General features: G+C 66.4%; 20 protein-coding genes and 7 tRNA genes. 11 read left to right on the forward strand and 16 right to left on the reverse strand.

Annotated features, from left to right (window positions below; genetic code table 11):
* Positions 1–51 precede the first annotated feature (51 nt).
* The 6 genes from ACX9OW_RS06910 to ACX9OW_RS06935 form a co-directional block, all read right to left on the reverse strand.
* A complete protein-coding gene (locus tag ACX9OW_RS06910; RefSeq protein ID WP_065175308.1) occupies positions 52–2,340 on the reverse strand; it encodes an Orn/Lys/Arg family decarboxylase in 2,289 nt (762 codons plus the stop codon).
* 20 nt (positions 2,341–2,360) lie between these two features.
* Positions 2,361–3,713: an arginine/agmatine antiporter gene (gene adiC / locus ACX9OW_RS06915; protein WP_053517667.1), complete on the reverse strand. Its 1,353-nt coding sequence runs from the start codon at positions 3,711–3,713 to the stop codon at positions 2,361–2,363.
* Positions 3,714–3,790: 77 nt separating this feature from the next.
* Positions 3,791–5,221 (reverse strand): DcaP family trimeric outer membrane transporter, encoded by a 1,431-nt coding sequence (locus ACX9OW_RS06920; RefSeq protein ID WP_459062106.1) that lies wholly within the window; start codon positions 5,219–5,221, stop codon positions 3,791–3,793.
* A gap of 459 nt (positions 5,222–5,680) precedes the next feature.
* Positions 5,681–6,523 carry a thiol:disulfide interchange protein DsbG gene (dsbG, locus tag ACX9OW_RS06925; RefSeq protein WP_065182736.1) on the reverse strand — a complete coding sequence of 281 codons (843 nt, stop codon included), beginning with the start codon at positions 6,521–6,523 and terminating at the stop codon, positions 5,681–5,683.
* 30 nt (positions 6,524–6,553) lie between these two features.
* The gene (locus ACX9OW_RS06930; RefSeq protein WP_459062468.1) at positions 6,554–7,357 is read right to left on the reverse strand and encodes a redoxin family protein; all 804 of its coding nucleotides are present in this window, start codon (positions 7,355–7,357) and stop codon (positions 6,554–6,556) included.
* 83 nt (positions 7,358–7,440) lie between these two features.
* Positions 7,441–8,514 carry a GlxA family transcriptional regulator gene (locus ACX9OW_RS06935; RefSeq protein WP_164151882.1) on the reverse strand — a complete coding sequence of 358 codons (1,074 nt, stop codon included), beginning with the start codon at positions 8,512–8,514 and terminating at the stop codon, positions 7,441–7,443.
* A gap of 181 nt (positions 8,515–8,695) precedes the next feature.
* Between ACX9OW_RS06935 and ACX9OW_RS06940 the strand changes: the two genes are divergently transcribed.
* From ACX9OW_RS06940 to ACX9OW_RS06970, 7 genes are all read left to right on the forward strand, one after another.
* Positions 8,696–9,094 carry a MerR family transcriptional regulator gene (locus ACX9OW_RS06940; protein ID WP_459062107.1) on the forward strand — a complete coding sequence of 133 codons (399 nt, stop codon included), beginning with the start codon at positions 8,696–8,698 and terminating at the stop codon, positions 9,092–9,094.
* Between the two features lie 110 nt (positions 9,095–9,204).
* Positions 9,205–9,280: transfer RNA gene (locus ACX9OW_RS06945), tRNA-Ala, on the forward strand.
* A 54-nt stretch (positions 9,281–9,334) separates the two neighbouring features.
* Positions 9,335–9,410, forward strand: a tRNA-Glu gene (locus ACX9OW_RS06950).
* A gap of 180 nt (positions 9,411–9,590) precedes the next feature.
* A tRNA-Ala gene (locus ACX9OW_RS06955) sits at positions 9,591–9,666 on the forward strand.
* Positions 9,667–9,715: 49 nt separating this feature from the next.
* Positions 9,716–9,791: transfer RNA gene (locus tag ACX9OW_RS06960), tRNA-Glu, on the forward strand.
* Between the two features lie 42 nt (positions 9,792–9,833).
* Positions 9,834–9,909 (forward strand) — tRNA-Ala (locus ACX9OW_RS06965).
* A 48-nt stretch (positions 9,910–9,957) separates the two neighbouring features.
* Positions 9,958–10,033: transfer RNA gene (locus tag ACX9OW_RS06970), tRNA-Glu, on the forward strand.
* A 38-nt stretch (positions 10,034–10,071) separates the two neighbouring features.
* Here ACX9OW_RS06970 and ACX9OW_RS06975 read toward each other — a convergent pair.
* The gene (locus ACX9OW_RS06975) at positions 10,072–10,488 is read right to left on the reverse strand and encodes a GNAT family N-acetyltransferase (RefSeq protein WP_065182734.1); all 417 of its coding nucleotides are present in this window, start codon (positions 10,486–10,488) and stop codon (positions 10,072–10,074) included.
* Positions 10,489–10,565: 77 nt separating this feature from the next.
* Here ACX9OW_RS06975 and ACX9OW_RS06980 point away from each other — a divergent pair, with 77 nt between their 5' ends.
* On the forward strand, positions 10,566–11,522 hold the full coding sequence (locus tag ACX9OW_RS06980) for an SOS response-associated peptidase family protein (protein WP_459062108.1): 957 nt from the start codon (positions 10,566–10,568) through the stop codon (positions 11,520–11,522).
* A gap of 40 nt (positions 11,523–11,562) precedes the next feature.
* Here the strand turns inward: ACX9OW_RS06980 and ACX9OW_RS06985 are convergent, their stop codons facing one another.
* Positions 11,563–11,943, reverse strand: a complete 381-nt coding sequence (locus ACX9OW_RS06985) for a response regulator (protein ID WP_459062109.1) — start codon at positions 11,941–11,943, stop codon at positions 11,563–11,565.
* Between the two features lie 140 nt (positions 11,944–12,083).
* Between ACX9OW_RS06985 and ACX9OW_RS06990 the strand changes: the two genes are divergently transcribed.
* Positions 12,084–12,169: transfer RNA gene (locus tag ACX9OW_RS06990), tRNA-Leu, on the forward strand.
* 205 nt (positions 12,170–12,374) lie between these two features.
* Entirely contained in the window at positions 12,375–13,811 is a 1,437-nt protein-coding gene (locus ACX9OW_RS06995; RefSeq protein WP_445394350.1) for a GGDEF domain-containing protein, read from the forward strand.
* Here ACX9OW_RS06995 and ACX9OW_RS07000 read toward each other — a convergent pair.
* A complete protein-coding gene (locus ACX9OW_RS07000) occupies positions 13,808–15,643 on the reverse strand; it encodes a methyl-accepting chemotaxis protein (RefSeq protein WP_459062110.1) in 1,836 nt (611 codons plus the stop codon). The two genes, ACX9OW_RS06995 and ACX9OW_RS07000, sit on opposite strands and share 4 nt — an antisense overlap.
* Positions 15,644–16,070: 427 nt before the next feature.
* Here ACX9OW_RS07000 and ACX9OW_RS07005 point away from each other — a divergent pair, with 427 nt between their 5' ends.
* Complete coding sequence (locus ACX9OW_RS07005; protein ID WP_197571903.1) at positions 16,071–17,159, forward strand: DUF5694 domain-containing protein; 1,089 nt, start codon at positions 16,071–16,073, stop codon at positions 17,157–17,159.
* A 9-nt stretch (positions 17,160–17,168) separates the two neighbouring features.
* Here ACX9OW_RS07005 and ACX9OW_RS07010 read toward each other — a convergent pair whose 3' ends face one another.
* The 7 genes from ACX9OW_RS07010 to ACX9OW_RS07040 all read right to left on the reverse strand — a co-directional run bounded on the left by ACX9OW_RS07010 (position 17,169) and on the right by ACX9OW_RS07040 (position 24,510).
* Positions 17,169–17,408: a hypothetical protein gene (locus tag ACX9OW_RS07010; protein ID WP_128990489.1), complete on the reverse strand. Its 240-nt coding sequence runs from the start codon at positions 17,406–17,408 to the stop codon at positions 17,169–17,171.
* Between the two features lie 62 nt (positions 17,409–17,470).
* Positions 17,471–19,666: a PAS domain S-box protein gene (locus ACX9OW_RS07015; RefSeq protein ID WP_445394349.1), complete on the reverse strand. Its 2,196-nt coding sequence runs from the start codon at positions 19,664–19,666 to the stop codon at positions 17,471–17,473.
* 208 nt (positions 19,667–19,874) lie between these two features.
* Positions 19,875–22,262 (reverse strand): Tex family protein, encoded by a 2,388-nt coding sequence (locus tag ACX9OW_RS07020; protein ID WP_445394348.1) that lies wholly within the window; start codon positions 22,260–22,262, stop codon positions 19,875–19,877.
* 205 nt (positions 22,263–22,467) lie between these two features.
* Entirely contained in the window at positions 22,468–22,683 is a 216-nt protein-coding gene (locus tag ACX9OW_RS07025) for a hypothetical protein (protein ID WP_005410085.1), read from the reverse strand.
* Positions 22,684–23,421: 738 nt separating this feature from the next.
* Positions 23,422–23,859 (reverse strand): hypothetical protein, encoded by a 438-nt coding sequence (locus ACX9OW_RS07030; RefSeq protein WP_445394580.1) that lies wholly within the window; start codon positions 23,857–23,859, stop codon positions 23,422–23,424.
* Positions 23,860–23,870: 11 nt separating this feature from the next.
* A complete protein-coding gene (locus tag ACX9OW_RS07035; RefSeq protein WP_074899197.1) occupies positions 23,871–24,074 on the reverse strand; it encodes a PspC domain-containing protein in 204 nt (67 codons plus the stop codon).
* Positions 24,075–24,138: 64 nt separating this feature from the next.
* The gene (locus tag ACX9OW_RS07040; RefSeq protein WP_445394347.1) at positions 24,139–24,510 is read right to left on the reverse strand and encodes a YfeK family protein; all 372 of its coding nucleotides are present in this window, start codon (positions 24,508–24,510) and stop codon (positions 24,139–24,141) included.
* Between the last annotated feature and the right edge of the window lies 1 nt (position 24,511).

The following is a 24,511-nucleotide window of genomic DNA, read 5'->3' on the forward strand; positions in this document are numbered from 1 at the left end:
CTCCTTGGCAGTCCTCCGCACCGCGACGCGTGCGGAGGACCACGGAGTGGCTCAGGCCTTCAGCACTTCCACCTTGTACGAAACGGTCTCGCCGTCGTGCTCGATGATCAGTCCGTGCACGTCCGACTCGAAGCCCGGGAAGCGCGCATTCTGCTCGCGCGCGATGCGCAGCGACTCGATGATGGGCTCATCGCTGGCACCGAAGCGCTCGCCCGGCATGATGGTGGGAATGCCGGGCGGGTACGGCACCAGCATGGTCGCCGCGATGCGGCCACTGAGCTGTTCGATGTCCACCCGTTCGATTTCCCCCTTCACCAGATGGTTGTAGGCATCGGCCGGGGTCATCACCGGCGTCGGCAGGTCCACGTACATCTCGCGCATCACCCGGGCCACTGCGAACTCCTGGTTGAAGGCGTGCAGCGCATCGCAGAGGTCGCGCAGTCCCCAGCCGGCGTAGGCAACGGGATAGTCCGCCGCCAGCGTCGGCAGCGCCTGGCTCAGGGGGGCGTTGCGGTCATACAGCTCCTTGAATGCCATCAGCTCGGTGACCAGCGTGCTCCACTTGCCCTTGGTGATCCCCATCGAGAACAGGAACAGGACCGAGTAGAGGTTGGTCTTCTCCACAGTGATGCCACGACCCCACAGGAACTTGCTCAGCACCGCCGCTGGAATGCCCAGCCGGCCCATTCCGCCATCCATCGACAGGCCGGGGGTCAGCAGGGTCACCTTGATCGGATCGATCAGTACATAGTCGTCCACCAGATTCTCGAAACCATGCCAGTGCCCATCCGGCTGCAGGTACCACTCCTCCCGCTTGGCCACCATCGGCGCCGGCGTGTCGCCCTTGTCAAGGCTGCGCTCGACCTTGGTCGGCTGCCACACGCTGAACCACCAATCATCACGGCCGAGATCGTCGCGCACATGCAGCATGGCGCGCCGGAATGCGATCGCCTCGTCGTGCATCTCCTGCACCAGCGAGCGACCGGCCTCGCCCTCCATCATCTTCGACGCGACATCACAGGCGGCGATCACGCCGTAATGCGGGCTGGTGGAGGTGTGCATCATGAATGATTCGTTGAAACGCTCCGCATCCAGATTGCGCTGTGCCGAGTTGCGCACATGGATCATCGAGGCCTGCGAAAACGCGGCAAGCAGCTTATGGGTGGAGTGCGTGGTGAAGATGATCGCATCCTGCTCGCGCGGCTTGCCCTTGGCCATGCCGTAGTGGTTCTCGTAGAAGGGATGGAATGCGGCGTAGGCATACCAGGCCTCATCGAAGTGCAGAAAGTCCACCGCACTGCCGATCTCGTCGGCGATCTTCTCGGCGTTGTAGCACAGACCATCGTAGGTGGAGTTGGTGACCACGGCGATACGCGGCTTGGAGCCCGCCGTGTATGCCTTGCTCGCCAGCGGGTTCGCGGCGATGCGCTGCTGCAGCGATTCCGGAGTGAACTGGTCCAGGCTGATCGGGCCGATGATGCCGTGCGCGTTGCGGCTGGGCGTGAAGTACACGGGTACCGCGCCCGTCATGATCAGCGCATGCAGGAGCGACTTGTGGCAGTTGCGGTCGACGAACACCACATCGCCGCGCGCCACCGTGCCGTGCCAGACGATCTTGTTGGCCGTGGAGGTGCCATTGGTCACGAAGAACGTATGGTCGGCGCCGAAGTTGCGGGCCGCTTCGTTCTCGGCGTCCTTGATCGGCCCGGTGTGGTCCAGCAGCGATCCCAGCTCCGGCACCGAGATCGACAGATCGCTGCGCAGCGTGTTCTCGCCATAGAACTGGTGGAATGCACGGCCAACCGGCGATTTGGTGAAGGCCACGCCACCGGCATGGCCGGGCGTATGCCAGGAGTAGTTCGACTCGGCGGCATGATGGATCAGCGCCTTGAAGAACGGCGGCAGCAGGTGCTGCATGTAGTCTTCAGCGGCCCGCATCACCTGTCGGGAGATGAAGTTCTTGGTGTCCTCGAACAGGAAGATGAAGCCGTGGATGTACTTGAGCAGCTTGCTCGGTACCTTCTCGATGGTACGGCGCTCGCCATACAGGAAGACCGGCAGGTTCGCGCGGCGCGCACTCTGCTCGCGCAGGAACGCGGTCAGGCGCTGGAACTCGCCATCGACTTCCTCGCTTCCATCGATCGATATCAGCACGGCTGACGCCGCAACATAGGTGCGTGCTCCTGCACGGGCATCATCCAGGTTCAACCCGCACAGCACGCGCTGGTCGTTGCTGCGCAGCTCTTCCACCAGAGCGCGGATCAGGATGCCGCCGATGCGTGGTGAGTCGTAATCACCGTCGATGACTATGACCGGATAGTCCAATGACTTGAAATACACGTTGTTTCTCCTTGTCCGAATCAGGAATGCTGCGCGCCGGCAGAAATCGCCGCCGCCTCGCGGGCACGCTGCCGCTGCTGGCGGCGCTCCTCGCTGAAGAAGGGATAGAACACGGTGATGAACAGGACGAACAGGAAGGCGTACTGCACGATCGTTCCCGACGAGCCATAGATCGCCCACAGGCAGTACACGACGGTGAGGCTGGTCAAGGTCCAGAACGCGCCGGTATGCACCAGGGTGTGCGAGCGTTCGACCACGAAGTAGCAGGCCACGCAGGAATAGATGTAGGGCAGCAGGGTCAGCACCACCGCGGCCGAGGTGATCACATCGAACTGCGCGGATGCCGTTTCCGAGGTGGAAGTGACCAGCACGGCCAGCGTCATCAGCACCGCCACGATCAGCACGCCCTTGACCGGCACGTCATCCTTGTTGGTTTTGCTGAAGATGCTCGGGAACAGGCCATCATCCGATGCGGCCTTCGCGCTCTGTGCGGTCAGCAGGATCCAGCCACCGAGCGAGCCGGCCGCACCGATGAACGCGCACAGGCTGACCAGCGCACCGCCCCACCCCCCCACGGCCTTGGCCGCCGCCAAGGCGAACGGCGCGTCCGAAGTCTGCAGTTCACCGTTGGGGACCATGCCCATGATCACCGACGAACTGGCGATGTAGGCGATGGCCGCAAGGAACACGCCGGCCAGCGTAGCGCGCGCGACATTCTTCTCCGGGTTCTCGACCACGCCGGCGGTCACCGACGCTGACTCCACGCCGATGAACGCCCACAGCGTCAGCGCGGCTGCACTGGAGATCGCACCGAAGTTGGATTCACCGGAGACGTTGTAGGCCCCTTTGAAGATGTCGGCATCGAAGAAGAACCAGCCGAAGATGGCGATGCCCAGGATCGGCACCAGCGCGAAGCTGGTGGTGACGGTCTGCACGCGGCTGACGAAGGCCGGACCGATCACATTGGCGAAACTCAGCGCCCACACCAGCACCAGGACCGCGATGCAGCGCACCAGCGGCTCGGACAGGATCGGGAAGAAGTAGCTGAAGTAACCCACCGCCGCGATCGGGATGGCGACATTGCCGATCCAGTTGGCGAACCAGTAGATGGTATTGGTCTGGAAGCCCATGTAGGGGCCGAACCAGTCGCGCGCATAGGCATAGGGGCCGCCGGCCTTCGGGGCCAGCTTGCCCAGTTTGGCGAACACGAACGCCAACAGCAGCGCACCCGCCGTGGTGATCAGCCAGCCCCAGATCGAGGCGGTACCGATCTTGGCCAGGCTGGAGGGCAACAGGAATACGCCTGAGCCCATCATGTTGCCCGCGACGAGGAAGGTGGCTCCCACCACCCCGATCTTCTTTGCTTCTGCCATGACAATCTCCTGTACCGGCATCAGCCCGGTTGCGCCGGGCATGGGGGTTGGCTGCGCTGGCGTGCTGCCGCTGGCGCCTATTTGATGAAGTTGTACTGCAGGCTGCCCTGCACTCTTACTGTGTCGCCGCGTGCACCGTCCTGCTGCTGCAGGCGGCCGTAAAGCAGCTCCATGCCCATCGTCCACGAGGGCGCGGGGCTCCAGATCAGGTTGAAGACGCCGTAACGGCTTTGCCGGAACGCGTCACTGGCAAGAGCGGCGTTCCGCTCCAGCGTGAGCTGTCCGAAAATCAGATTCGAGCGCCACAGATCGGACCAGTAATGGGTGTAACCGACGAAGCCGCCGTGCAGATCCAGTGCCTCCAGGCGACCGTCCGCATCCACCACGGCATCCAGGCCGGAGCCGGTCAGATCAGCGGTGTAGCGGCTCAGGCCGCGGCCGCCCAGCACGCCGAACAGCAGCAGGTCGCGCGCGCCCACGGAAGCAGAACCGCTGAGCTGCAGGCCGCCGGCGATGCGCCGGTCGCGCTGGTCCTGGCCGTCATAGGCCAGACTGCGGGCCACCGCACCCATCTGCAGGTGGCCCCAATCGCGCTCCATGCGCGCGGTTACCGTGACATCCGGCAGCCGGTTCACCGCCGCCAGCGTCTCGCTGGCCCCGGCCAGTTCCGTCTCCGGGTCTTCGGCGGCGATCGTCAGCGTGCTTCCCTTGCCCAGCGCGAAACTGTGGTGGATGCCGGCCACCAGCAGGTAGCCAGCGCCTCCCGGGCCTGCGAAATCCAGCGTATCGGGCAGGCTGTCGGCATCCATGAAGCTGGAGTAGCCATAGCCGGCATAGGTATTGCCAAGCTGCCCATAGGCGTGGCGCAGGCGGAACTGGTATCCGTCGCTGCTGCCGAAGAAATCATTCTCCAGATAGAAGCGCAGGTTGCCGTGCGTGGTCGGCCGGCGCGCCTCGAAGCTGAACCGCGTCTGCTTGGCGTGGATGTTGAAGTTGGAAACATCGCGATGGCTGTCCCCTACCGGCATCGATGAAGGGATGAACTGGTCCTCGTCCCCCGCCCGGCGCGAGTCGGCGATGGCATCGAGCTTGGCATAGCCGCCGATGCGGATGACCGTGTCGGTTCCGGGGATGGCGAAGAAGCCTTTCAGATCCGCGTCGGTGGGGCTGGCAGCGTTGTCTGGACGCGAGGCGGCCGTCGACGGGTCCGCCACTGATTCGCGCGCCGGCAGCACCGGTTGCGCCACGCCGGGCACGCGGGTGGGCTGCAATGTGGCGGCCGTCGTCGCCGGAGCTGGGGACACGGGCGTAGCCGTAGCAGCAGGCGCGACGCCCGCATCATGCCGCTCGAGCTGGTCCAGGCGTTGCTGCATGCCTTCCAGGGCCTGTCGCATCGCCGCAATCTCACGGCGCAGCGCCTGCGCGTCGTCGTCGGCAACCGCCTGCGCCTGCAGCGGCGCAGCGGCCAGCGCGGCCAGGCAGGCAAGAGTCAGTACTGCCATGCGCATTGCATCCCCCGTGCACGAACACTCGCCACGCGATGCCGGACCGCACGCGTGCGCCGTCCTGGCTTCGCTCCGCCGTTGCTGGAAATACGGATACTGCGATTAAGACAGACGGTCGCCGGCAGGTTCGCACCGCCGATGAGGCAGCGACCGGAGCAGTCTGGGTAGCAAGCGCAGAGTGAGAGTGTCGTGAATTGCGATGCAGGCATGCTCTGGGTAGAGCCCTGCGTGTGCAGCAGTGCAGAAGCGATATCGCTGTATTTCATGCGTCACAGGCTAGTGCGCACGTCGTTTTTGGCCTTGATTGGAATCAAGGCACGATGCTTGATCTCAGTCACGATTCAGACGTGACGGCGAACAAGCACTGCGCAGCCGTTCACGTCGTCGTGGCCATGCAAACGCAGCAGGCCCGCACGTTTCCGTACGGGCCTGTCGATGACACCCTGCATGCAGGATCGCTTTTCAGCGTGGACCCAGCACCGTCTGCAGATCGGCACCCTGTGGAAGACCGGAGCGACGCTGCACCTGGCCCTGCGCATCCTGGAACAGGATCCCCGGCGTACCCTGGAAGCCCATCTCGATCATCAGGACCTGGTTGGCATCCAGCTTCCCCGCGATCTCGCGGCTGATGTTCGGCAGCGGCTTGATGCCACCGCGGTCGAACTGGCGCTCGTTCTCCAGCAGCGCCGCGCTGGGGTCGCGTGCGGCCAGAATCGCGGCCGCCTTGGCCGGGCTGTCCTCGCGGATCACACCGACCATCACATGACGCAGCTGCACCTTGCCGGCATCCACCCATGGGCGTGCCGCCTCCCAGAACTTGTGGCAGTACGGGCAGTTGGCATCACTGAATGTGTAGACCACGCGCGGTGCGTCGGCCTTGCCATCCCGCACCCATGCACTGGCGTCCAGCTTGCTCCACATCTTGGCCGACATCGGCGCGGCCACCAGCTTTTCCACTGCATCAGCGGCGACATCGTTACCCTCGGCATCGAACAGACTGCCTACCACCACGTGCTTGCCGTCCGCGGTCACGTAAGCGGCGGCAGGCTGCTGGCCACCGACCACGCCGGCAAAGCCGCGCAGCCCACCCGGTGCGTCGAACTCGGCGACGACCTCGAAACCATGCTTCTCGATGCCCTTCAGGACCGCCGGGCGATCCCCCTTGGCAGCGGAGGCCGGCGCACCGGTTGCCGGCGCAGCTCCTGCCTTGCCCGGTGGCGTCTGCGCCTGGCTGCAGGCGGCCAAGGCCAGCAGGGCCGGCAGCAACAGCACCGCAGGAACGGTGCGCAGGGAAATCAACGACATGGGAACTCCATAGTGGGATGCCAGCGCAGGCTACCGCAGCCGGCGCAGTTTGTGTTCAAGCCCTGCCATGGTCAGTTCACCCAGATGCAGCTCCTGCAGGCGTCCGTCAGCATCGAAGAACAGGGTGGAAGGATACGCCTGCACCCCGAGCGCCGCAGATGCGGCAGCATCGTCATCCAGCAGCACGTTGCGCAGCTGCAGGCGTTCGCCGGCAATGAAACCCTGGACCTCGTCCAGACTTTCTCCCTGATTGAGGAACACGAACCGCACATCGTCATGTGCGTCCTGCGCGGCTGCCAGCACGGGCATTTCACGTCGGCACGGACCACACCACGTTGCCCATAGATTCACGACCACGGGTTTCCCGCGGAACTGCTGCAGATCGATGACACGGCCCTGCAGGTCCATCACCTCCAGCCTGGGCAGCGGCATATGCCGCGCCTGCCACCCGGACACGCCGTGAGTGGCTGCGCCCCACAGCAGCGTACCTGCCAGCGCTGCTGCCAGTACCGGCCGGCGCAGCGCGGGATGTCCACGCAGCCGCCACAATCCCCACGCCAACGCAGCCATCAGCACGACGACCAGGTGGTATCCGCCATCGGTGATCTGCAGAATGCTCCATGGCGAGTCGCGATACAGCGCCGCATTGACGGCGACGAAGCTGATGCGGCCACACAGCAGCCCCACCAGCAGCATATCCAGCACCATGCCGGCCGCCGAAGGCTGCGGTCCCTGCGCACGGCGACCGGGCCAGAGCCGGGCGATCGTCATCGCAATCAGTACACAGATCAGAATCAGAACGACCGGCATCGGCACCGGCCCAACGCTGGACATCATTCCACCCACTCAACGATCGACTGACCGCATGGTCGAAGCGTCGCGCCTGCGATGCAAGCGCGACGACCGACCGTCAATCGTCAAGCCGCGCTGCGCCCCATCTGAATGCCCGGCGTCGGCGCCGGCGCCAATCCGCGCAGGCTCCCTGCCACGGAGGGCAGCAGCGGGCGTTCGCGGCGCTTGTTGCTGACGTGACGTCGATAGTTCGCCGGCGTCATGCCGACGATGCGCAGGAACAGACGCCGGAACGCACTCTGATCGGCATAGCCGACCCCCCAGGCCACCTCATCGATACCCGCCCCCTGCTGCAGCAATGTCTGCGCCTTGGCCACCCGCAGTCGCTGGCAGTATTCGATCGGACGCAACCCGGTCGCTCTGAGGAAGCGGCGCTGCAGAGTGCGCGGCTCCAGCCCGGCCACTTCGCAGATCGAAGCAAGCGTGGCGCCGCGCGCCGCCGTGGTGTGCAGCCAGCGCTGGGCCTTCAGCACGTCGCGGTCCCCATGGGCGAAGTTGGCGCTGAAGCGCTCCAGATCCTGCTGGATCGGTTCCGGAACGGTGATCGCGAGCTGCGTGGCCACCGCGCTGGCCACGCCCTGACCGAACAGCCGGTGCAGCAGTCGCAGGCCGAGAAAGCGCCATGCCTGCACACCTGCGACGGTCAGCAGATCACCATCGTCCACCAGTGCGCGTTCGCTGGGTACCCAGCTGACAGCCTGCGCCACCAGTCCGGGATGGCGGCTGAGATCAGGACCCGACACGGTCCGGCCCGCCAGCAGGCCGGCCCGGGCCAATACGCTCACCCCATCCGCCGCGGCCGCCAGCAGACTGCCGCCGTCGTAGTGCGCACGGAGCCAGTCGAGCAGGATTTCATCGGTACGAAGAGAGGCCGTCGAACTGACCTGGCCCGGAACCGCGATCACCGCGGGAATGGCCGCGTCCAGCATGTCCGCGCCCGCGACGCGATGTACCCCGCTGCGGCTGGCCGGCACGATCCAGCGAGTCACCAGCACCCGCTTGAACGGGCGCCGCTGCTGCTGCGCCACGCGGTTGGCCACATGTGCCATTTCAGCCAGTACCGATGCTGCCGACGGGTCGCCACCGGGGTACTCGACCACCCCCACTTCAACGAACCCCTCGCTCCTGATTCCCTCCACGGTGCACCTCCTCGGTTCTGGCCAGCGAATGACCGGTTCAGGTGCAGGGTAGAAAGTGCTCCATCGGCGAGGCTATGAAGAAAGTTGCAAAGTGCACTGGATGCGTATCTCACACATCGCATTGACCCTGGACCAGACTCAAGGGTTCAGAATGGCGACCGGAAACCCGAGGAATTCCGCCATGAACATTGGTCAGCTGGCGCGCCGGGCCGGCGTCCCGATCGATACGGTCCGCTACTACGAGCGCCAGCAGCTGTTGCCCACCGCGGCACGTTCGGCCGGTGGCTACCGCATCTTCGGCGAGCAGGACCTGCGTCGCCTGCGTTTCATCCGCCGTGCGAAGGCGCTGGGTTTCAGCCTGGAGGAGATCGCTGAACTGCTCGCACTGAGCGACCAGCACCAGCACGACATGGGCAGCGTGCGTGACACCGCACGGACGCGCCTGCGCGACATCGAGCAGCGCATGAACGAACTGCAGCGCATGCATGCGGCACTGTCGCAACTGGTCGAGGCCTGCCCTGGCAACGGTGCGCTGGTGCACTGCCCGATCCTGGCGGCGCTGACCGAAGACGGCGAGTGACCAGGCACCCGGCGGAACGATGGCGCACCCGGCCGCGGACGTGAAGAAAAGTGCAACAAATGCTTGCCAACCCCAGGGGGCATCGCTATTATTTCGCTCCTCAGCGACGTGGGGCCATAGCTCAGCTGGGAGAGCGCCTGCATGGCATGCAGGAGGTCAGCGGTTCGATCCCGCTTGGCTCCACCAATCTTTCGGCATTAGGCCGTCGAAAGGTCGCTAAAGAACATTGATGAGAATTGCGTCCCCATCGTCTAGAGGCCTAGGACATCACCCTTTCACGGTGGCGACCGGGGTTCGAATCCCCGTGGGGACGCCACTCATCACGAACAACGAGGACCCGGCCGATAACCGGGTCTTTTTTGTTCACCGCCAACCGGCATTCAGGTTGTGGCGTCACGGTGGTCTCCCGGATCGTATGCGGGGCGCCGGAACGAAAAAAGCTCAAAAGGCTTCCACAAACGTGAACACGCAGGTATGATAGGCGGCTCGGTAACACGGGGCCATAGCTCAGCTGGGAGAGCGCCTGCATGGCATGCAGGAGGTCAGCGGTTCGATCCCGCTTGGCTCCACCACTTTCGACATTAGGCCGTCGAAAGTTCTACAACTTGAAGTTTTTCGTGCGTCCCCATCGTCTAGAGGCCTAGGACATCACCCTTTCACGGTGGCGACCGGGGTTCGAATCCCCGTGGGGACGCCAGTTTCAAAAGGACCCTGCTCCCGGCAGGCATCCTGGTTTCATGGGGCCATAGCTCAGCTGGGAGAGCGCCTGCATGGCATGCAGGAGGTCAGCGGTTCGATCCCGCTTGGCTCCACCACTTTCGACATCAGGCCGTCGAAGGTTCTACAACTTGAAGTTTTCGTGCGTCCCCATCGTCTAGAGGCCTAGGACATCACCCTTTCACGGTGGCGACCGGGGTTCGAATCCCCGTGGGGACGCCAATTTCTGAAAACCCTGGCTTCGGCCGGGGTTTTTCTTTTCAGAAGCGTCGATACATTCCGATCGAGGCTGGCGCCGTCGGCGCGAATCCGTACTGCGCATACAACCGATGTGCCTCGCCATCGGCGAGCAGGCTCACATAGGCCGAAGGCGGAAGGTTGGCCTGCATCCATTCGTCCAGACGCCGCATCACCTCCTTGCCCAGTCCCTGCCCCTGCAACGGCGGCAGCACGGCGATATCGCAGACCTGCAGGTGGCAGCCGCCATCGCCGACGATCCGGCCCATCGCCACCAGCTCACTGCCCTGATAGGCGCAGACACCGAACAGGGTATTGGGCAGCGCACGTGCAGCCGCTTCGGCGGTCTTGGCGCTGAGCCCGGCCAGCGCCCGGAGCTGGCAATAGGCCTCGACCGTGGGCACGCCTTCACGGAAATGGCAATGGGCCGGATCGTTCATGCGGAATCTCCCTGAGTGTCAGGCTATCCTGCCGCATCCGCGTCGCAGCCGCCGCGACCCACCCCGACAGATATCGCATGTGCTACTCCGCTTTGATCCGGGCCGACTACGCCAAGCTGGTGCGCGAGTTCGGTGCCGTGCTGTCGCTGGAGGAGTTCGCCGCGCTGTACGCGTACGACCCCGGCAAAAAGCAGCCCAGGACGCCCAAGGCCATGGATGACGGCTTCGCTGGCGCGCGCACGGAGCTCGGCCGCGACATCGTGGCCCGCATCCAGCGGTGGCATGCACAGGAGCAGGCCACGCTGGAAGCCGAGCTGGCCCAGCAGCGCGAACGCCGCGACATCGCAATCGCAGCCCTGGCCACCCGTCCCACACTGAAGGCGCGCAACGAGCTGCGCATCGCCGGCAACCGCATCGATCGCGCGCAGACCCGGCTCGACGACCTGCATCGCGTGCAGCTGCTGCCCCGCGACAACCGCATTTTCCCCGGCACCTACGCGCCGGTGATGGTGAGCGAGAACGGGCAACGGGTGATCAAGCCGATGCGCTACCGGTGCCGTCTGCCGGATGCGCCCGCGCGCAACGACGTGCTCTATCCGGGCAGTTACAACGCCCGCCGTGACAGCCTGGAAGGCTACTGGCGCGGCGCTTTCGGGCAGCGTCATGGCGTGGTCGTCATCCAGGCCTTCTACGAGCATGTGTCCCGGCACGCGGTTGGCGGACGCGCACCGGCCCCTGATGACAGGACGGGAGATGTGGTCCTTGAGTTCCGCCCCGACCCGCCCCGCGACCTGCTGGTAGCCTGCCTCTGGTCCGAGTGGGACGGCCCCGAAGGACGCCTCCTCTCATTTGCGACCATCACCGATACGCCGCCGGCCGATATCTCCACCGCCGGCCATGATCGCGGCATCGTGCCGATCCGGCCCGAGCACCTCGATGCATGGCTCAATCCGGAACCTGGCGATCTGGCCAGCCAATACCGCATCCTCGACGATCGCGAGGAGATCCGTTACGTCTTCGAGGAGTCCGCCTGAGCACGCACTGCGGCCGGATCGTCCGGGCACCGCGCCTGGATCAGGCGCGGGCGCTGGAATGCCCGACCGCGCGGGCCAGCGCCTGCGACAGCTCCGCCGACAGGTAGGGCTTGACCAGCAGCACACCCGACTGCATGGCCTGTGGCAGCTGCTCCGCCGACATGCCGGTCGCGAGCACGAAGGGCACGCCGCGGGCGGCCAGCGCCGCCGCGACCGGCTCACTGGTTTCCTGGTGGGCCAGGCGATAGTCCAGCAGCGCCACGTCCGGCGTGGTTTCTTCCAGCAGCCTCAGTGCTTCGCCGACGCTCACAGCCAGCCCCACCACCTGTGCACCGGCCTGCACCAGTTGCATCTGCAGCAGGGCCGCGCTCATCTCGTCGTTCTCGACCACCAGTACCCGCAGGTCCTGCAACGCCGCCATCGATTCCCGCTCCTGTGCATATCACGCCGGCGCAGTATAGCGATCACGGGGGCAATGCCGGCAGATTCGGCCGCAATCGTCCCGCGCCGGGCAGCCTCTATGAAAGTGCGCTCGACCTCGGGTAAAATCACCCGCTGCCTGCCGGTGTGGCGGAATGGTATACGCAGCTGACTCAAAATCAGCCGGGGGCAACCCCATGAAGGTTCGAGTCCTTTCACCGGCACCATGCATCAAAGGCCAGGTCCACGACCTGGCCTTCTGCATTTCCGGCCCGTCACCTGCGTCGCCCCTCCCGCGCGGCGACCGCCCAGCGCCGCCACCGTGCGCGCCGCAGCTGACAACGTTGCCAGCAGGCCAACGCTGCGGAATTCTTGCAAGGCGCACGCGCATCTGCCTATCGTGACTGGCCGTACCTGGGGGCGGGGGAATGCATGACGTTGCCGGCTGCACTGTTTTTTCTGGTCACGCATGCATTCGTCGTCGGCCTGGCAGGCCCTGGAGATCCGGTGGGTTCGTTCCTGATGTCGAGCGCCGCGCCGCTGCTGGCGGCCATGGCATGCGTGCGCCGTGCGCGTGACAGCCACGCCGCCTGCAAATGGAGGACCTTCGCTTTCGCCGTCAGCCTGTTTCCGGTCGCACTGCTGCCACTGCTGTTTCCAGGCATCACCGATGCCTGGCCGGCGCAGGTCGCACTGACATCGTTGATCCTCTACGTGTTCTATCGCATCCCGCTGACCTACGTGGCCGCCAGCGCCGACAGCCGGAACCGCCATGTCCGCAGCGTCGACCTGTCGATCATCGGTCTGCTCTGGCTGCTGTACTACACGCACGCGCAATCGACTGCGCAGCTGGATACCGCGCTGTGGACGCATGGCCTGAACCCCATCAGCACCACGCAGAACAGCCTGCTGTTCAGCTTCGCGCTGATCCGCTACCTGGCCGAGGACAACGCAGATCGCCGCGACTTCTTCCGCACCCTCACCCTGTTCCTGCTCGGCTACTTCCTGATCGAGCAGTACGTCAGCCGGTATCGGTCGCAGACCCCGGACGGCGGATGGGCAGATCTGCTCATCAGCGGCCTGTTCCTGCTGCTGGCGGTGATCGCCGGCAGTCCGCGGCGCAGGACCGCGCCGCCTGTCCCGCGCAACCTGCGGCGTTTCGTCGAGGCCAGCGTGCCGTTGATGCTGCCGCTTCTGCTGATGCTGGTCGCATTGCTGATGGCGCGCACGAACCAGACGATGGCAACGGTGGGCTTCATCGGCGCCATGCTGGGCTATGCGCTGCGCAGCGTGCTGAGCCAGGTGGACATCCAGCGCCAGCGCGACGACCTGGCAGCGCTGGCCCGGCGCGACCCGCTGACCGGGCTGGGCAACCGCCGCAGTTTCGATGAATCGCTGCCGGGCGCCCAACGGCGCGCGCGGCGCCAGGGCCTGGGCCTGGCGGTGCTCATGATCGACATCGACCACTTCAAGCGCCTCAACGATACCTACGGACACCCGGAGGGCGATCGCCGCCTGCAGGCGGTGGCCGCGATCATCGATGGCTGCCTGCAGCGCGGTGACGACCTGCTCGCCCGCTACGGCGGCGAGGAATTCATCGCTGCGCTGCCTTCCTCCGACGTGGCCCATGCGATGGCCATGGGCGAGCGCATCCGCGTGGCGGTCGAAGACGCCGCGCTGCCGTCCGGCCCGTCCAGCGTAACCGTCAGCATCGGCGTGGCATGGTTGGCTGCCGATGCTCGGCAGGAACCGGACAGCGTGGTCGAACGTGCGGACCAGGCCCTGTACCGGGCCAAGCGCGCGGGCCGCAACTGCGTCCGCGGCGAGGCTTTGCCGGAACGTACAGCGGCCCCTGCCCTGCGCGCCTAGACCACGCGCAGGGTCGGCACGCCATGCTGCAGGGTACCGCCGCCCGCCGCCCCCTGCACACGGAATCCGGCGACGGTCTGCAGCAGGTGGGCCGACTGTTCTTCCATGCTGCGCGCCGCGGCGGACGCTTCCTCGACCAGCGCCGCGTTCTGCTGGGTTCCCTGGTCGATCAGGTCCACCGCGTGGTTCATCTGCTGGATGTCATCGCTCTGCTGCTGCGAGGCGCTGCTGATCTCGGTGACCAGGTCACTGACCCTGCGCACGTTGAGTACGATCTCGTCCATCGTGCGGCCAGCACTTTCCACCTGCGCCGTGCCCGCACCGACATTGGCCACCGATGTGTCGATCAGCTGCTTGATCTCCTTGGCGGCGCTGGCCGAGCGCTGCGAAAGTTCGCGGATCTCGGTGGCGACGACCGCGAACCCACGGCCGTGCTCGCCGGCACGGGCCGCCTCCACGGCAGCGTTCAGCGCCAGGATGTTGGTCTGGAATGCGATGCCGTCAATCACCCCGATGATGTCGACGATGCGACGCGAGGAGGCGTTGATCAAGGCCATCGTCGCCACCACCTCGTGCACCACGCTGCCGCCACGCGCAGCCACCTCCGCTGCGCCGCCGGCCAGCTGGCTTGCCTGGCGCGCATTGGCCGCCGTGCGCTGCACCGTATCGGCCAGGCCCTTCATGGACACGGCGGTTTCTTCCAGCGAGGCCGCCTGCTGTTCGGTGCGCTGCGACAGGTCGCTGTTGCCCTGCGCGATTTCGGTCGCGCCGACCGCGATGGTATCGGCAGCGAACTTGATCTGGCCGATGATGCCGGCCATGGCTTCGACCAGCGCGTTGACGCCATCGCACAGCTCGGCGATGGGGCCACTCTTGTCGGCAATGGCGACGGTTCGGGTCAGGTCGCCCTGCTTGGCCGCCGCCACGACCTCCCGGGTCTGCGCCACCGCACGCTGCATGGCCTGGTTCTCATGCACCTGCGCGGTGATGTCGGTAGCGTATTTGACGACCTTGAACGGCCTGCCGTTGCCATCCAGGATGGGGTTGTAGGAGGCCTGGATCCAGATCTCGCGGCCGCCCTTGCCGAGCCGCCGATACTGCCCGGCGTCGTACTCGCCGCGCCCGAGCTTTTCCCAGAGCCGGCGGTACTCGGCGCTGTCGCGAAGTTCGGGCTCCACGAACAGCGCATGGTGTTGGCCGCGCACCTCTTCCAGGCTGTAGCCGGTGGCGGCGAGGAAGTTGGCGTTCGCCGAGAGAATGTGCCCGTCCAGGCTGAACTCGATCACCGCCTGCGACTTGTCGATGGCGGCAAGCTGCCCCGCCGAGTCGGCGGCCTGCAGCTTCTGCGCGGTGATGTCGGTCGCGAACTTGACGACCTTGAAGGGCCGGCCCTGCGGGTCCAGCACCGGGTTGTAGGAGGCCTGGATCCAGATTTCGCGCCCGCCCTTGCCCAGCCGTCGGTACTGTCCGGCGTCGAACTCGCCACGTCCCAGCCGGGCCCAGAAGTCCCGATACTCGGCGCTGGACGCCTGATCGGGATCGACGAACAGCGAATGATGCCGGCCCTGGATTTCGTCCAGACGATAGCCCACCGCCTGCAGGAAGTTGTCGTTGGCCTGCAGGATGGTGCCATCCAGATCGAATTCGATCACCGCCTGCACGCGATGCAGTGCGGCCACCTGGGCGGCCAGCTCGGCATGACCGCGGTCGGTGTCGACCCTGCCGGGCCGAGGCTGTCCCGCCAGCGCCCCCAGCAGGGAACGCAACGGCGACCAACGGGTGTGCAGCTCGGCCGGCGCCTGCGCGCCCGCCGTGAGGCCTGGAATGAGCATTGTCTGATCCTCGGTGTCCGGTAAGCGGCTGCGATCCGTCAAGCGGGATGCCCGACGGCAACATCAATTGCTTGGACTACAGGTGCCGGCAGGCACCTCTCGAGCAACGGGCAAGAACATCTGGGGGCGGGTGCGATCGGTATCCGGGAGCGGCGGAACACACTGCGCGGGCCGCCCGACGGGGCAGCCTGGGGGTCCTGCAGCGGGTGACGGGAGCGGGATCCAGTGAGGTTATCGGCACCTCCGTTCCGGGCTTTAGGCCCCTCCGCAGCGGGCCCTGTCCAGCCCCCTCCCCCCCTGCAGCGCCTGACGGCGCCCTCGATGCAGCCTGCAACGAAAAGGTTGCCATGACCATCGGGGCTGTCGGCAAGGGGGTGGACAGGCAAGGATGCGCCCACCACGGACCGTCCATCGACACGGAGATCGCATGTTTTCACGCCTGGCTGCTCTTTTCGCCCTCGGCCTGTGCAGCAGCGGCGCGCTGGCCGCCGATGCAGGCTATCGGCCGAGTTTCAATCCCGCACAGCTCAAGGGCCCGCCCGCCGGCCGCGTCAACGAAGTGCTGGTGCTGGGTTCACCGCACCTGTCCGACCTGCCCCCGACCTTCCAGCCGGCAATGCTGGAGCCGCTGCTGCAGCGCCTGCAGGCATGGCGGCCAACGGCGATCGCCGTGGAGAACCTGTCCGGACTGCAATGCGATTTCATGCGCCGCAATCCCGCCCGCTATGCCGAGAGCGTGGAAAGTTACTGCGTCGATCCTGCACCTGCCCAGGCCGCCACCGGTCTGGATGTTCCAGCGGCCAATGCCGAAGTCGATCGCGTGCTGGCGGCATGGCCCGCCACACCGACGCACGCACAGCGTCGCCGGCTGGCCGCACTGTTCCTGGCCGCAGGTGAGAACGGCTCTGCGCTGGTGCAGTGGCTGCGCCTGCCGGCGCAGGAGCGTCGCGCCGCAGACAGCCTGTCACCGCAACTGGTGCAGTTCCTCGACAAACGCGCCTCGCGACGCAACGAAGTCAGCCTGATCGCGGCCGAGCTTGCCGCACGCCTGGGCCTGGAACGCCTGTGGGCAGTCGATGACCACACCGCTGATTCGCCCACGCCAGCGGCACTGGAGAAGGCGGCTGGCGAAGCCGTCATGAAGGCCTGGGACAATCCCGCCACCCAGGCACGACGGGCCGCCGATACGGCCCTGTACGCCGAACTCGGCAGCACGGACGGCCTGCTGGCGCTCTATCGGAACTACAACGCGCCCGACACCGTCGCCCGGGTCTACGACAGCGATTTCGGCGCAGCCCTGGTCGAACCATCACCAGAAGGCTTCGGCCGCCGCTATGTCGGCTACTGGGAAACCCGCAACCTGCGCATGGTCGCCAACATGCGCGAGGTGCTGGGCCAGCACCCGGGCACCCGCATGCTGACCCTCGTCGGCGCCTCGCACAAGGGCTACTACGAGGCCTACCTCAACCAGATGCACGACGTGCGGCTGGTTGATGCCAACAGCGTGCTGGACTGAGCCACAGGGCTAGCAGGGGGCCGGCGCATCGCCGCGCCGTGACCGCCACAGCAGCACGCAGGCGACCACGATCGCACCTAGGGTCAGTATCAGCAGCACCACCACGCCGCCCTGCAGGGTGGGCAGCAGCGCCTGCGCCCGGGCATCGCCGTGCAGTTGCTCCAAACGCAGGCAGGCGGCTACCGCCAGCCACCAGCCGACCATCGCCGGCGCGAAGGCACGCAGGGCATCCGGGGTCCAGAAACGCATGTCGTTCTCCAACGGGGTGGGTGTGCGCGCAGTATTCGCGGCCGCCCTCTCACAGACTGAGATCAGCCGCCACCGGCGTCGCTGTCCACGCCCTCAGCCGGCCATTCGCCGGCTTCCCCCTGCACCTGCACGTTGTTGCGTCCCATTGCCTTGGCCCTGTAGCACTGCGCATCGGCCGCAGCCACGGCCTGGTCCACCCCCATGCCGCCCAGCAGCGGTGCGATACCGATGCTGGCGCCCACCCGCAGGCGGTGCTGGTCCCAGGGAATGGAGAGGCTGGCCAGGGTCTGCAGCAGTTCGCCGCCGATCCGCGCCGCGCGGCGCGGCGTGCAGCCGGACAGGATCACCGCGAACTCGTCCCCGCCCAGCCGGGCCACCACGTCCGAATCGCGCACGCCGTGGCGCAGCACGCTGGCCACCGCCCACAGCACCGCATCGCCGGCCAGGTGGCCCCAGGTGTCGTTGACCGGCTTGAAGCGGTCCAGGTCGATGTACATCAGCGATGCCGCCTGGCCTGTCCGCTCGACCCGGGTGATGGCCTGCTGCAGATGGACTTCGAACCCCCGCCGGTTGCTCAGTTCGGTCAGCGGATCGATCTCCGCCAGCTGGCGCGCTTCGCGCTGCCGTGCACGCTGCTGGGTATCGTCGCGCAGCACCCACACCGCACCGCGCACATGGCCCTCATCGTCGCGCAGCCAGGCGCGGGTCAGGTCCACCGGCACCGTCGCCGTGCCCAGCCGCAGCAGCAGGTCGGCATGCAGGTCGACCGCGTTGCTTTCCGGGTCCAGCAGTACGGCCACGTCCAGCATCGAGCCGGGGGCGTACTCGGTGGTCAGTTGCAGCACGTCCTGCACCCTGTAGCCGGCCAGCGCCTGTGCGCCGTCGCCGGCCAGCATGCGCACGGCAGCGGCATTGGCATATTCGATGCGGCCCTCCAGGCTGACGCTCAGCACCAGGTCGGCGACGGCGTCGAGGGTGATGCGGCTGCGCTGCTCGCTTTCAAACAGGCGCTGTTCACTGCTGCGTTGTGCGCTGATGTCCTGGATCTGCGAGACGAAATGCACCGGCTCACCGCGTTCGTTGCGCACCAGCGATACCGACAGCCGCGTCCAGATCACCCTGCCGTTGCGATCGAGAAAGCGCTTCTCCAGGTGGTAATGGCTGCACCGGCCTGCCAGCAGGTCCTGCACCAGGGCCAGATCGGCCTGCAGATCGTCCGGATGGGTCAGCCGCTGGAAATCGACCTGCAGCAGCTCCTCGCGCGCATAGCCCAGGATGCGGCACAGCGCGTCATTGACATCCAGCCAGCGCCCTTCCAGCGAAACCAGCGCCATGCCGAGCGCAGCCGAGGTGAAGGCGCCTGCGAACTTCTCCGCCGCCATGCGTGCTTCCGCACGTGCCTGCAGGATCTCGGTGATATCGATGGCCATGCCGACATAGCCGATGCGCGTGCCATCGGCGCCGTCCATGCGGCTGATCGAAAGCCGCACCTGGCGTTGCCGGCCATCCTTGCGCAGCAGCGTCCATCGCCGCGAATAGGTCTGCCCTTCGGCATGCGCACTGAGGGCCTCGAACACATCCGGCAGGTGACCCTGCGGGTCGGCCAGCGGTTGCAGCCAGGCCTTCAGCTCATCCGGCTCATGGAAGGCATCCAGCCGCCGCAGGCCGACCACCTCGGCGGCGCTGTAACCCAGCAGGCGCTGCGCCCCCGTGTTGAACAGGGTGATGGTGCCATTGGTATCGGTCGCGATCACCGCGACGTCGTCGGAGGCGTCCACCACCGACTGCAGGCGCTGGCGGCTCTCGGCCGCGTCCTGTCGTGCCTGCTGCAGCTCGGTGACGTCGGCGTGGGCACCCGCCATCCACAGCGGCCGCCCCTGACCGTCCCATTCGAACACGCGACCGCGGTCATGGACCCAGATCCACTGGCCGTTCTTGTGGCGCATGCGCACCAGGCAGGCGTAGTTGTCGCTGCGCCCGTCGAAATGCTCCTGCAGCGCGGTGTCCGACAGCGCGATGTCGTCCGGATGCACCAGTGCCGCGAAGGTCTTCTGGCAGATCGGCTCCAGCTCTTCCAGCCGGTAGCCGACGATTTCGGCCCAGCGCGCGTTGACCCGCATTTCGCCGGTCTGCACGTTCCACTCCCAGGTGCCGGCAGCGGTGCCTTCGATGATCATCGCAAGCCGCCGACGCTCTTCGGCCAGCGCATGCAGACGGCGTTCGAGCAGATCGTTGCTGTTGTTGCCCTGACCCGCCATCAAGCCCTTCTCCGTCCCGCGCAGGCGTGCACGGGCCGCAGCAATCCGCTGCAGCTGTCACGGAATCGGACGGGGCGTGCTGGCGTCATGGTCCTCCCCAGCGACAGCGGGTCGGCCACACGCCTCCCCAGATGCGCAAGTGTGCGCAATCACGGGGAAAATCGACAAGTCCCCCGCCCCGGTTCAACCGTGACGGGGGACACGCTCCTCAACTGCGCTTGGCGCGGGCGAAGGCTTCAGCCAGTGCGTTGTTGGCCGGGGCTGCCGAGGGGGCGGGCCGACCGCCGTTGCCCTGGCTCCGTCCCGGGCTCCGGCCCGGCCCGACTGCGTCACGCCGCGGCCCTTGTCCCTGACCACGCTCGTCACGGCTGCCGGGGCGGCTGGTGGCCTGGCCGGGGGTATCGTCCAGGCGCCGGGTCAGCGCGATGCGCTTGCGCGGCACATCCACCTCAAGCACCTTCACCTTGACGATATCGCCAGCCTTGACCACGTCGCGCGGGTCCTTCACGAAGGTGTCGGAGAGCGCCGAAATGTGGATCAGGCCGTCCTGGTGCACGCCGATATCGACAAAGGCACCAAACGCGGCGACGTTGCTGACCACGCCTTCCAGCACCATGCCCTCGCGCAGGTCCTTGATGTCTTCCACGCCCTCGGCGAAACGTGCGGCCTTGAACTCCGGGCGCGGGTCACGGCCGGGCTTTTCCAGCTCCCTGAGGATGTCGCGCACCGTCGGCACGCCGAAGGTCGCATCGGTGAACTGCTCGGCCTTCAGCCCACGCAGGAAGCTGCCATCGCCGATCAACGCCTTGATCGGGCGCTGGGTACTGGCGACGATGCGTTCGACCACCGGATAGGCTTCCGGATGCACGGCGGACGCGTCCAGCGGCTCGTCGCCGTCGGCAATGCGCAGGAAGCCGGCACACTGCTCGAAGGTCTTCTCACCCAGCCGGGCGACTTTCAGCAGGTCCTTGCGGCGCTTGAACGGACCATTGTCATCGCGATGGCGCACGATGTTCTCGGCCACCGTCGCCGACAGGCCGGACACGCGCGACAACAGCGCGGCCGAGGCGGTGTTCACGTACACCCCGACCGCGTTCACGCAGTCCTCCACGCGTGCGTCCAGTGCGCGCGCCAGGCGGTACTGATCGACGTCATGCTGATACTGGCCCACGCCGATGGCCTTCGGTTCGATCTTGACCAGCTCGGCCAACGGATCCTGCAGGCGGCGCGCGATCGACACCGCGCCGCGCAGCGACACGTCCAGGTCCGGGAACTCCCTGGCTGCGAGCTCGGAAGCCGAGTACACCGAAGCACCGGCCTCACTGACCACCACCTTCTGCAGCTTCGGATTGCCGACCGCCTTGATCGCTTCGCCGGCCAGCTTGTCGGTCTCGCGGCTGGCGGTGCCGTTGCCGATCGCGATCAGTTCCACGTTGTACCGGGTACACAGCTGCCTGATCGTCTGCAGCGACTGCTCCCACTGGCGCCGGGGCTCGTGCGGATAGATCGTCTCGGTGGCGACCAGCTTGCCGGTGGCATCGACCACTGCGATCTTGCAGCCGGTGCGGATGCCTGGATCCAGCCCAAGCACGGTCTTCGGGCCCGCCGGCGCAGCCAGCAGCAGATCCTTCAGGTTGTCACCGAACACGGTGATCGCGTCCGCTTCGGCCTTTTCGCGGGCCTGGTTGAACAGATCCAGCAGCAGGTGCATGTGCAGCTTGGCACGCCAGGTCAGGCGGCAGGCATCGAGCAGCCAGCGGTCGGCGGCACGGCCCTGGTCGGCGATGCCGGCCTTGCGGGCCACGCGCCCCTCTGCGTACTGATGGCCTGCCTCGGCATCGCTGCCCGGGTCCAGCTCCAGGTACAGGATCTCCTCGCGACGCGCGCGGAACAGCGCCAGCAGGCGATGCGAGGGAATTTTCGCCAAGGCTTCGGCGTGCTCGAAATAGTCGCGGTACTTGGCGCCCTCGGTCTCCTTGCCCTCGGCCACGCGGGCGCGGATCACGCCGTGTTCGCCCAGCCAGGTGCGCAGTTCGCCCACCAGCGCGGCATCTTCCCCCCAGCGCTCCATCAGGATCGCCCGCGCGCCCTCCAGCGCCGCCTTGCTATCGGCCACGCCCTTGTCAGCATCGACAAAGCTGGCCGCGAAGGCCTGAGGGTCCTGCGTCGGATCGGCGAGCAGTCCATCGGCCAGCGGCTCCAGGCCGGCCTCGCGGGCAATCTGCGCACGGGTACGGCGCTTGGGCTTGTACGGCAGGTACAGGTCTTCCAGCCGGCTCTTGGTATCGGCGGCGAGGATGTCGTTGCGCAGTTCGTCGCTGAGCTTGCCCTGCTCGTCGATGCTGGCCAGCACCGCCGCACGGCGGTCTTCCAGTTCGCGCAGGTAGGTGAGGCGCACTTCGAGATTGCGCAGCTGGGTGTCGTCCAGGCCACCGGTCACTTCCTTGCGGTAGCGGGCGATGAACGGAACGCTGGCACCTTCGTCAAGCAGGCCGACCGCGGCGCGCACCTGGCTGGGCTGGGCACCGATTTCCTCGGCGATGGTCTGGGCGATCTGCTGGGCGAGCGCGCTCTGGGCGTTCTTGGCGTCGTGCATTGCTTCAGGTCTGTGCCGCGTTACGGGAAGACCCCATTCTGGCAATCCGCGACGGAGCCGGACAAGGCATTGACAGCAGACGAGGTTCAGCGGCGTGGCCGGTCTGGACGCCGGCATCCTGGCAGGGGGGGCTCGGACTGGCCCGGGGCTGGGATGCCGGCGCGGGCGCGCGATGGTGGGCGCGCCCTGCCGCGTGTTGCGAGGGTCAGCGGTAGTGGCGGGCGGCGCGCTGCATGACGATCTCGTCACGCATGCCTTCCAGTGCCATCAGCCTGACCTTGCCGACACCCTGCAGTTCCATGAACCGCTCGGTGTAGAACTCCGGCCCCAGCGCGGTGTCGGCGCGCGATTTGCTGAAGCCATAGGGCACCACGCCCTTCTCGCCATCCTTGCTACCACCGACATAGAGAACGATTGCCATGTGATGTATTCCTCCAAATTGCTACTGCGTACTGCACTCGATGAGCGATGCTGCGAGCCCATCGGAGAGGAGCTTACCGCGTCGTACCTGACTGGAACGTCACGCAGGCTAATGACGATCGGTTGCATGCAGATGACGGCGGGATCGCAGCAGAATGCTTACGGATCTTTAACTTCCAGCTAACGAATTCCAAGGGAATTCCCGCCAACGGCGCAGCCCCTCGCGGGCGGTCGTGTAACGCGTTTCATGTGATTGGGCCGGGCGGGGTGGGTTCGCGGGACACGCCGTAAACCCGTCCCTGGGGGCTCGATGGCGCCATCCACGGCGCCAACGGTCCCGCGAACCCACCCCGCCCGGCCCCTGACAGTTCTTCGGGCACGTTCACCCACGGAAAAGAAAAAGAAGATCAAAAGCAAAAGCAGCCTGGCCGACCGCATTTTGTAGAGCCGAGCCCACGCTCGGCTGCTTTCAGGTCAGTCCACGAAGCCGAGCGCAGGCTCGGCTCTACACGAGCACGCGCAGCGGGCGACCCGCTTCTGCTGTTCTTTCTTCTTTTCCGTGGCTGGTGCAGGCCACAGCCCTCTGTCAGAGGGCGGTCGGGTTGGGGTCGCGGGGGTGTCCGCGGCACGGATGCCGCGGCCACCCCCGCGAACCCGACCCGACCGACCAGCCCGCCGGTTCTGCATTTGGCGACAAAGCGCATTGCCGCCCACGAGGGGCTGTGCCGTTGGCTGCAGACTACGGCCACCAGCCGTGCCCGAACCGGGCGTAATGATCCGCCGCCCGCTCGAACGGGTTGCGCGCACTCACCCCGCCGCACAGCAGGTACACCGGCAGGTACAGCGGCCCCAGCACCAGGTACTGGTAGACGTGCGCGCGCTCATGGTCGTCCAGCCGGATCAGCGGCTCCGCCCCCCACCCCGCCTGATGCCCATAGGTCCGGCACGGCATGGCCAGATCATGGCCGGTATGCAGGATCACGTTGCCCAGCGTGATCGCGCCGCCGGGCCCCCACGGCCAGCGATCGAACACCAGCGCGCACTCACGGCCGCTCCAGCGCACCGTCGCACCGCCCAGCAGCCCGGCCAGGCCTCCGACCAGGCCGATCAGCGAATTGGGGACGGTCCAGGCTGCACCCAGCACCTGCAAGGCACGCAGCCAGATCGGCCGGACCATGGCAGGACGGTTCAATCGGCCTCGTTGGGAATCAGCAGCCACAGGATCAGATAGACCAGGATGCCGGGGAATGCCGCCGATGCCAGCGACACCAGTACGAAGACCACCCGCAGCAGCGTGGAATTCCAGCCGAAGCGATGCGCGATGCCGCCCATCACCCCGGCGATCATCCGGTCGTTCAGCGAGCGCGACAACGTGCGGGGCGCGGTACTCATGGCGGATCCTCCTGGGAGTGCATAAAGCAGTCGAACAGGACTCGACTCTACACCGCCCCCCTGTCTACGGCGTGCGTTGGCGCAGCGCCTGCAGCCGGGCGCTGAACCATGCGGCCGACGCCTGCTCCGGTTGCCCGGGGCACTGGATGCGGTAGGCCTTGCCGCTCATGCTGCTCTGGGTGGCCGCGCGTTCGATGAACTGCTCGGCGCTGTCCACCAGGTCCTTCTTCAGCAGGTAGTCGTACTTGCGCTGCAGGTGCGCGCGCGCACTGCTGCCGTCGTACCAGCGGCCGTTGCGCTGGAAACGGCACTGGGAGCCGTCCAGGCCGGAGATCAGCTGCGCGATTTCGCCGCGCGCTACGGGGCCCGGGGCCGCAGGGGCCCATGCAGGGGTCAGCAGCAGCGCTGCAACCAGCAGTGATTTGTGCGACAGCATC

This window comes from Stenotrophomonas genospecies 5 (assembly GCF_054473825.1).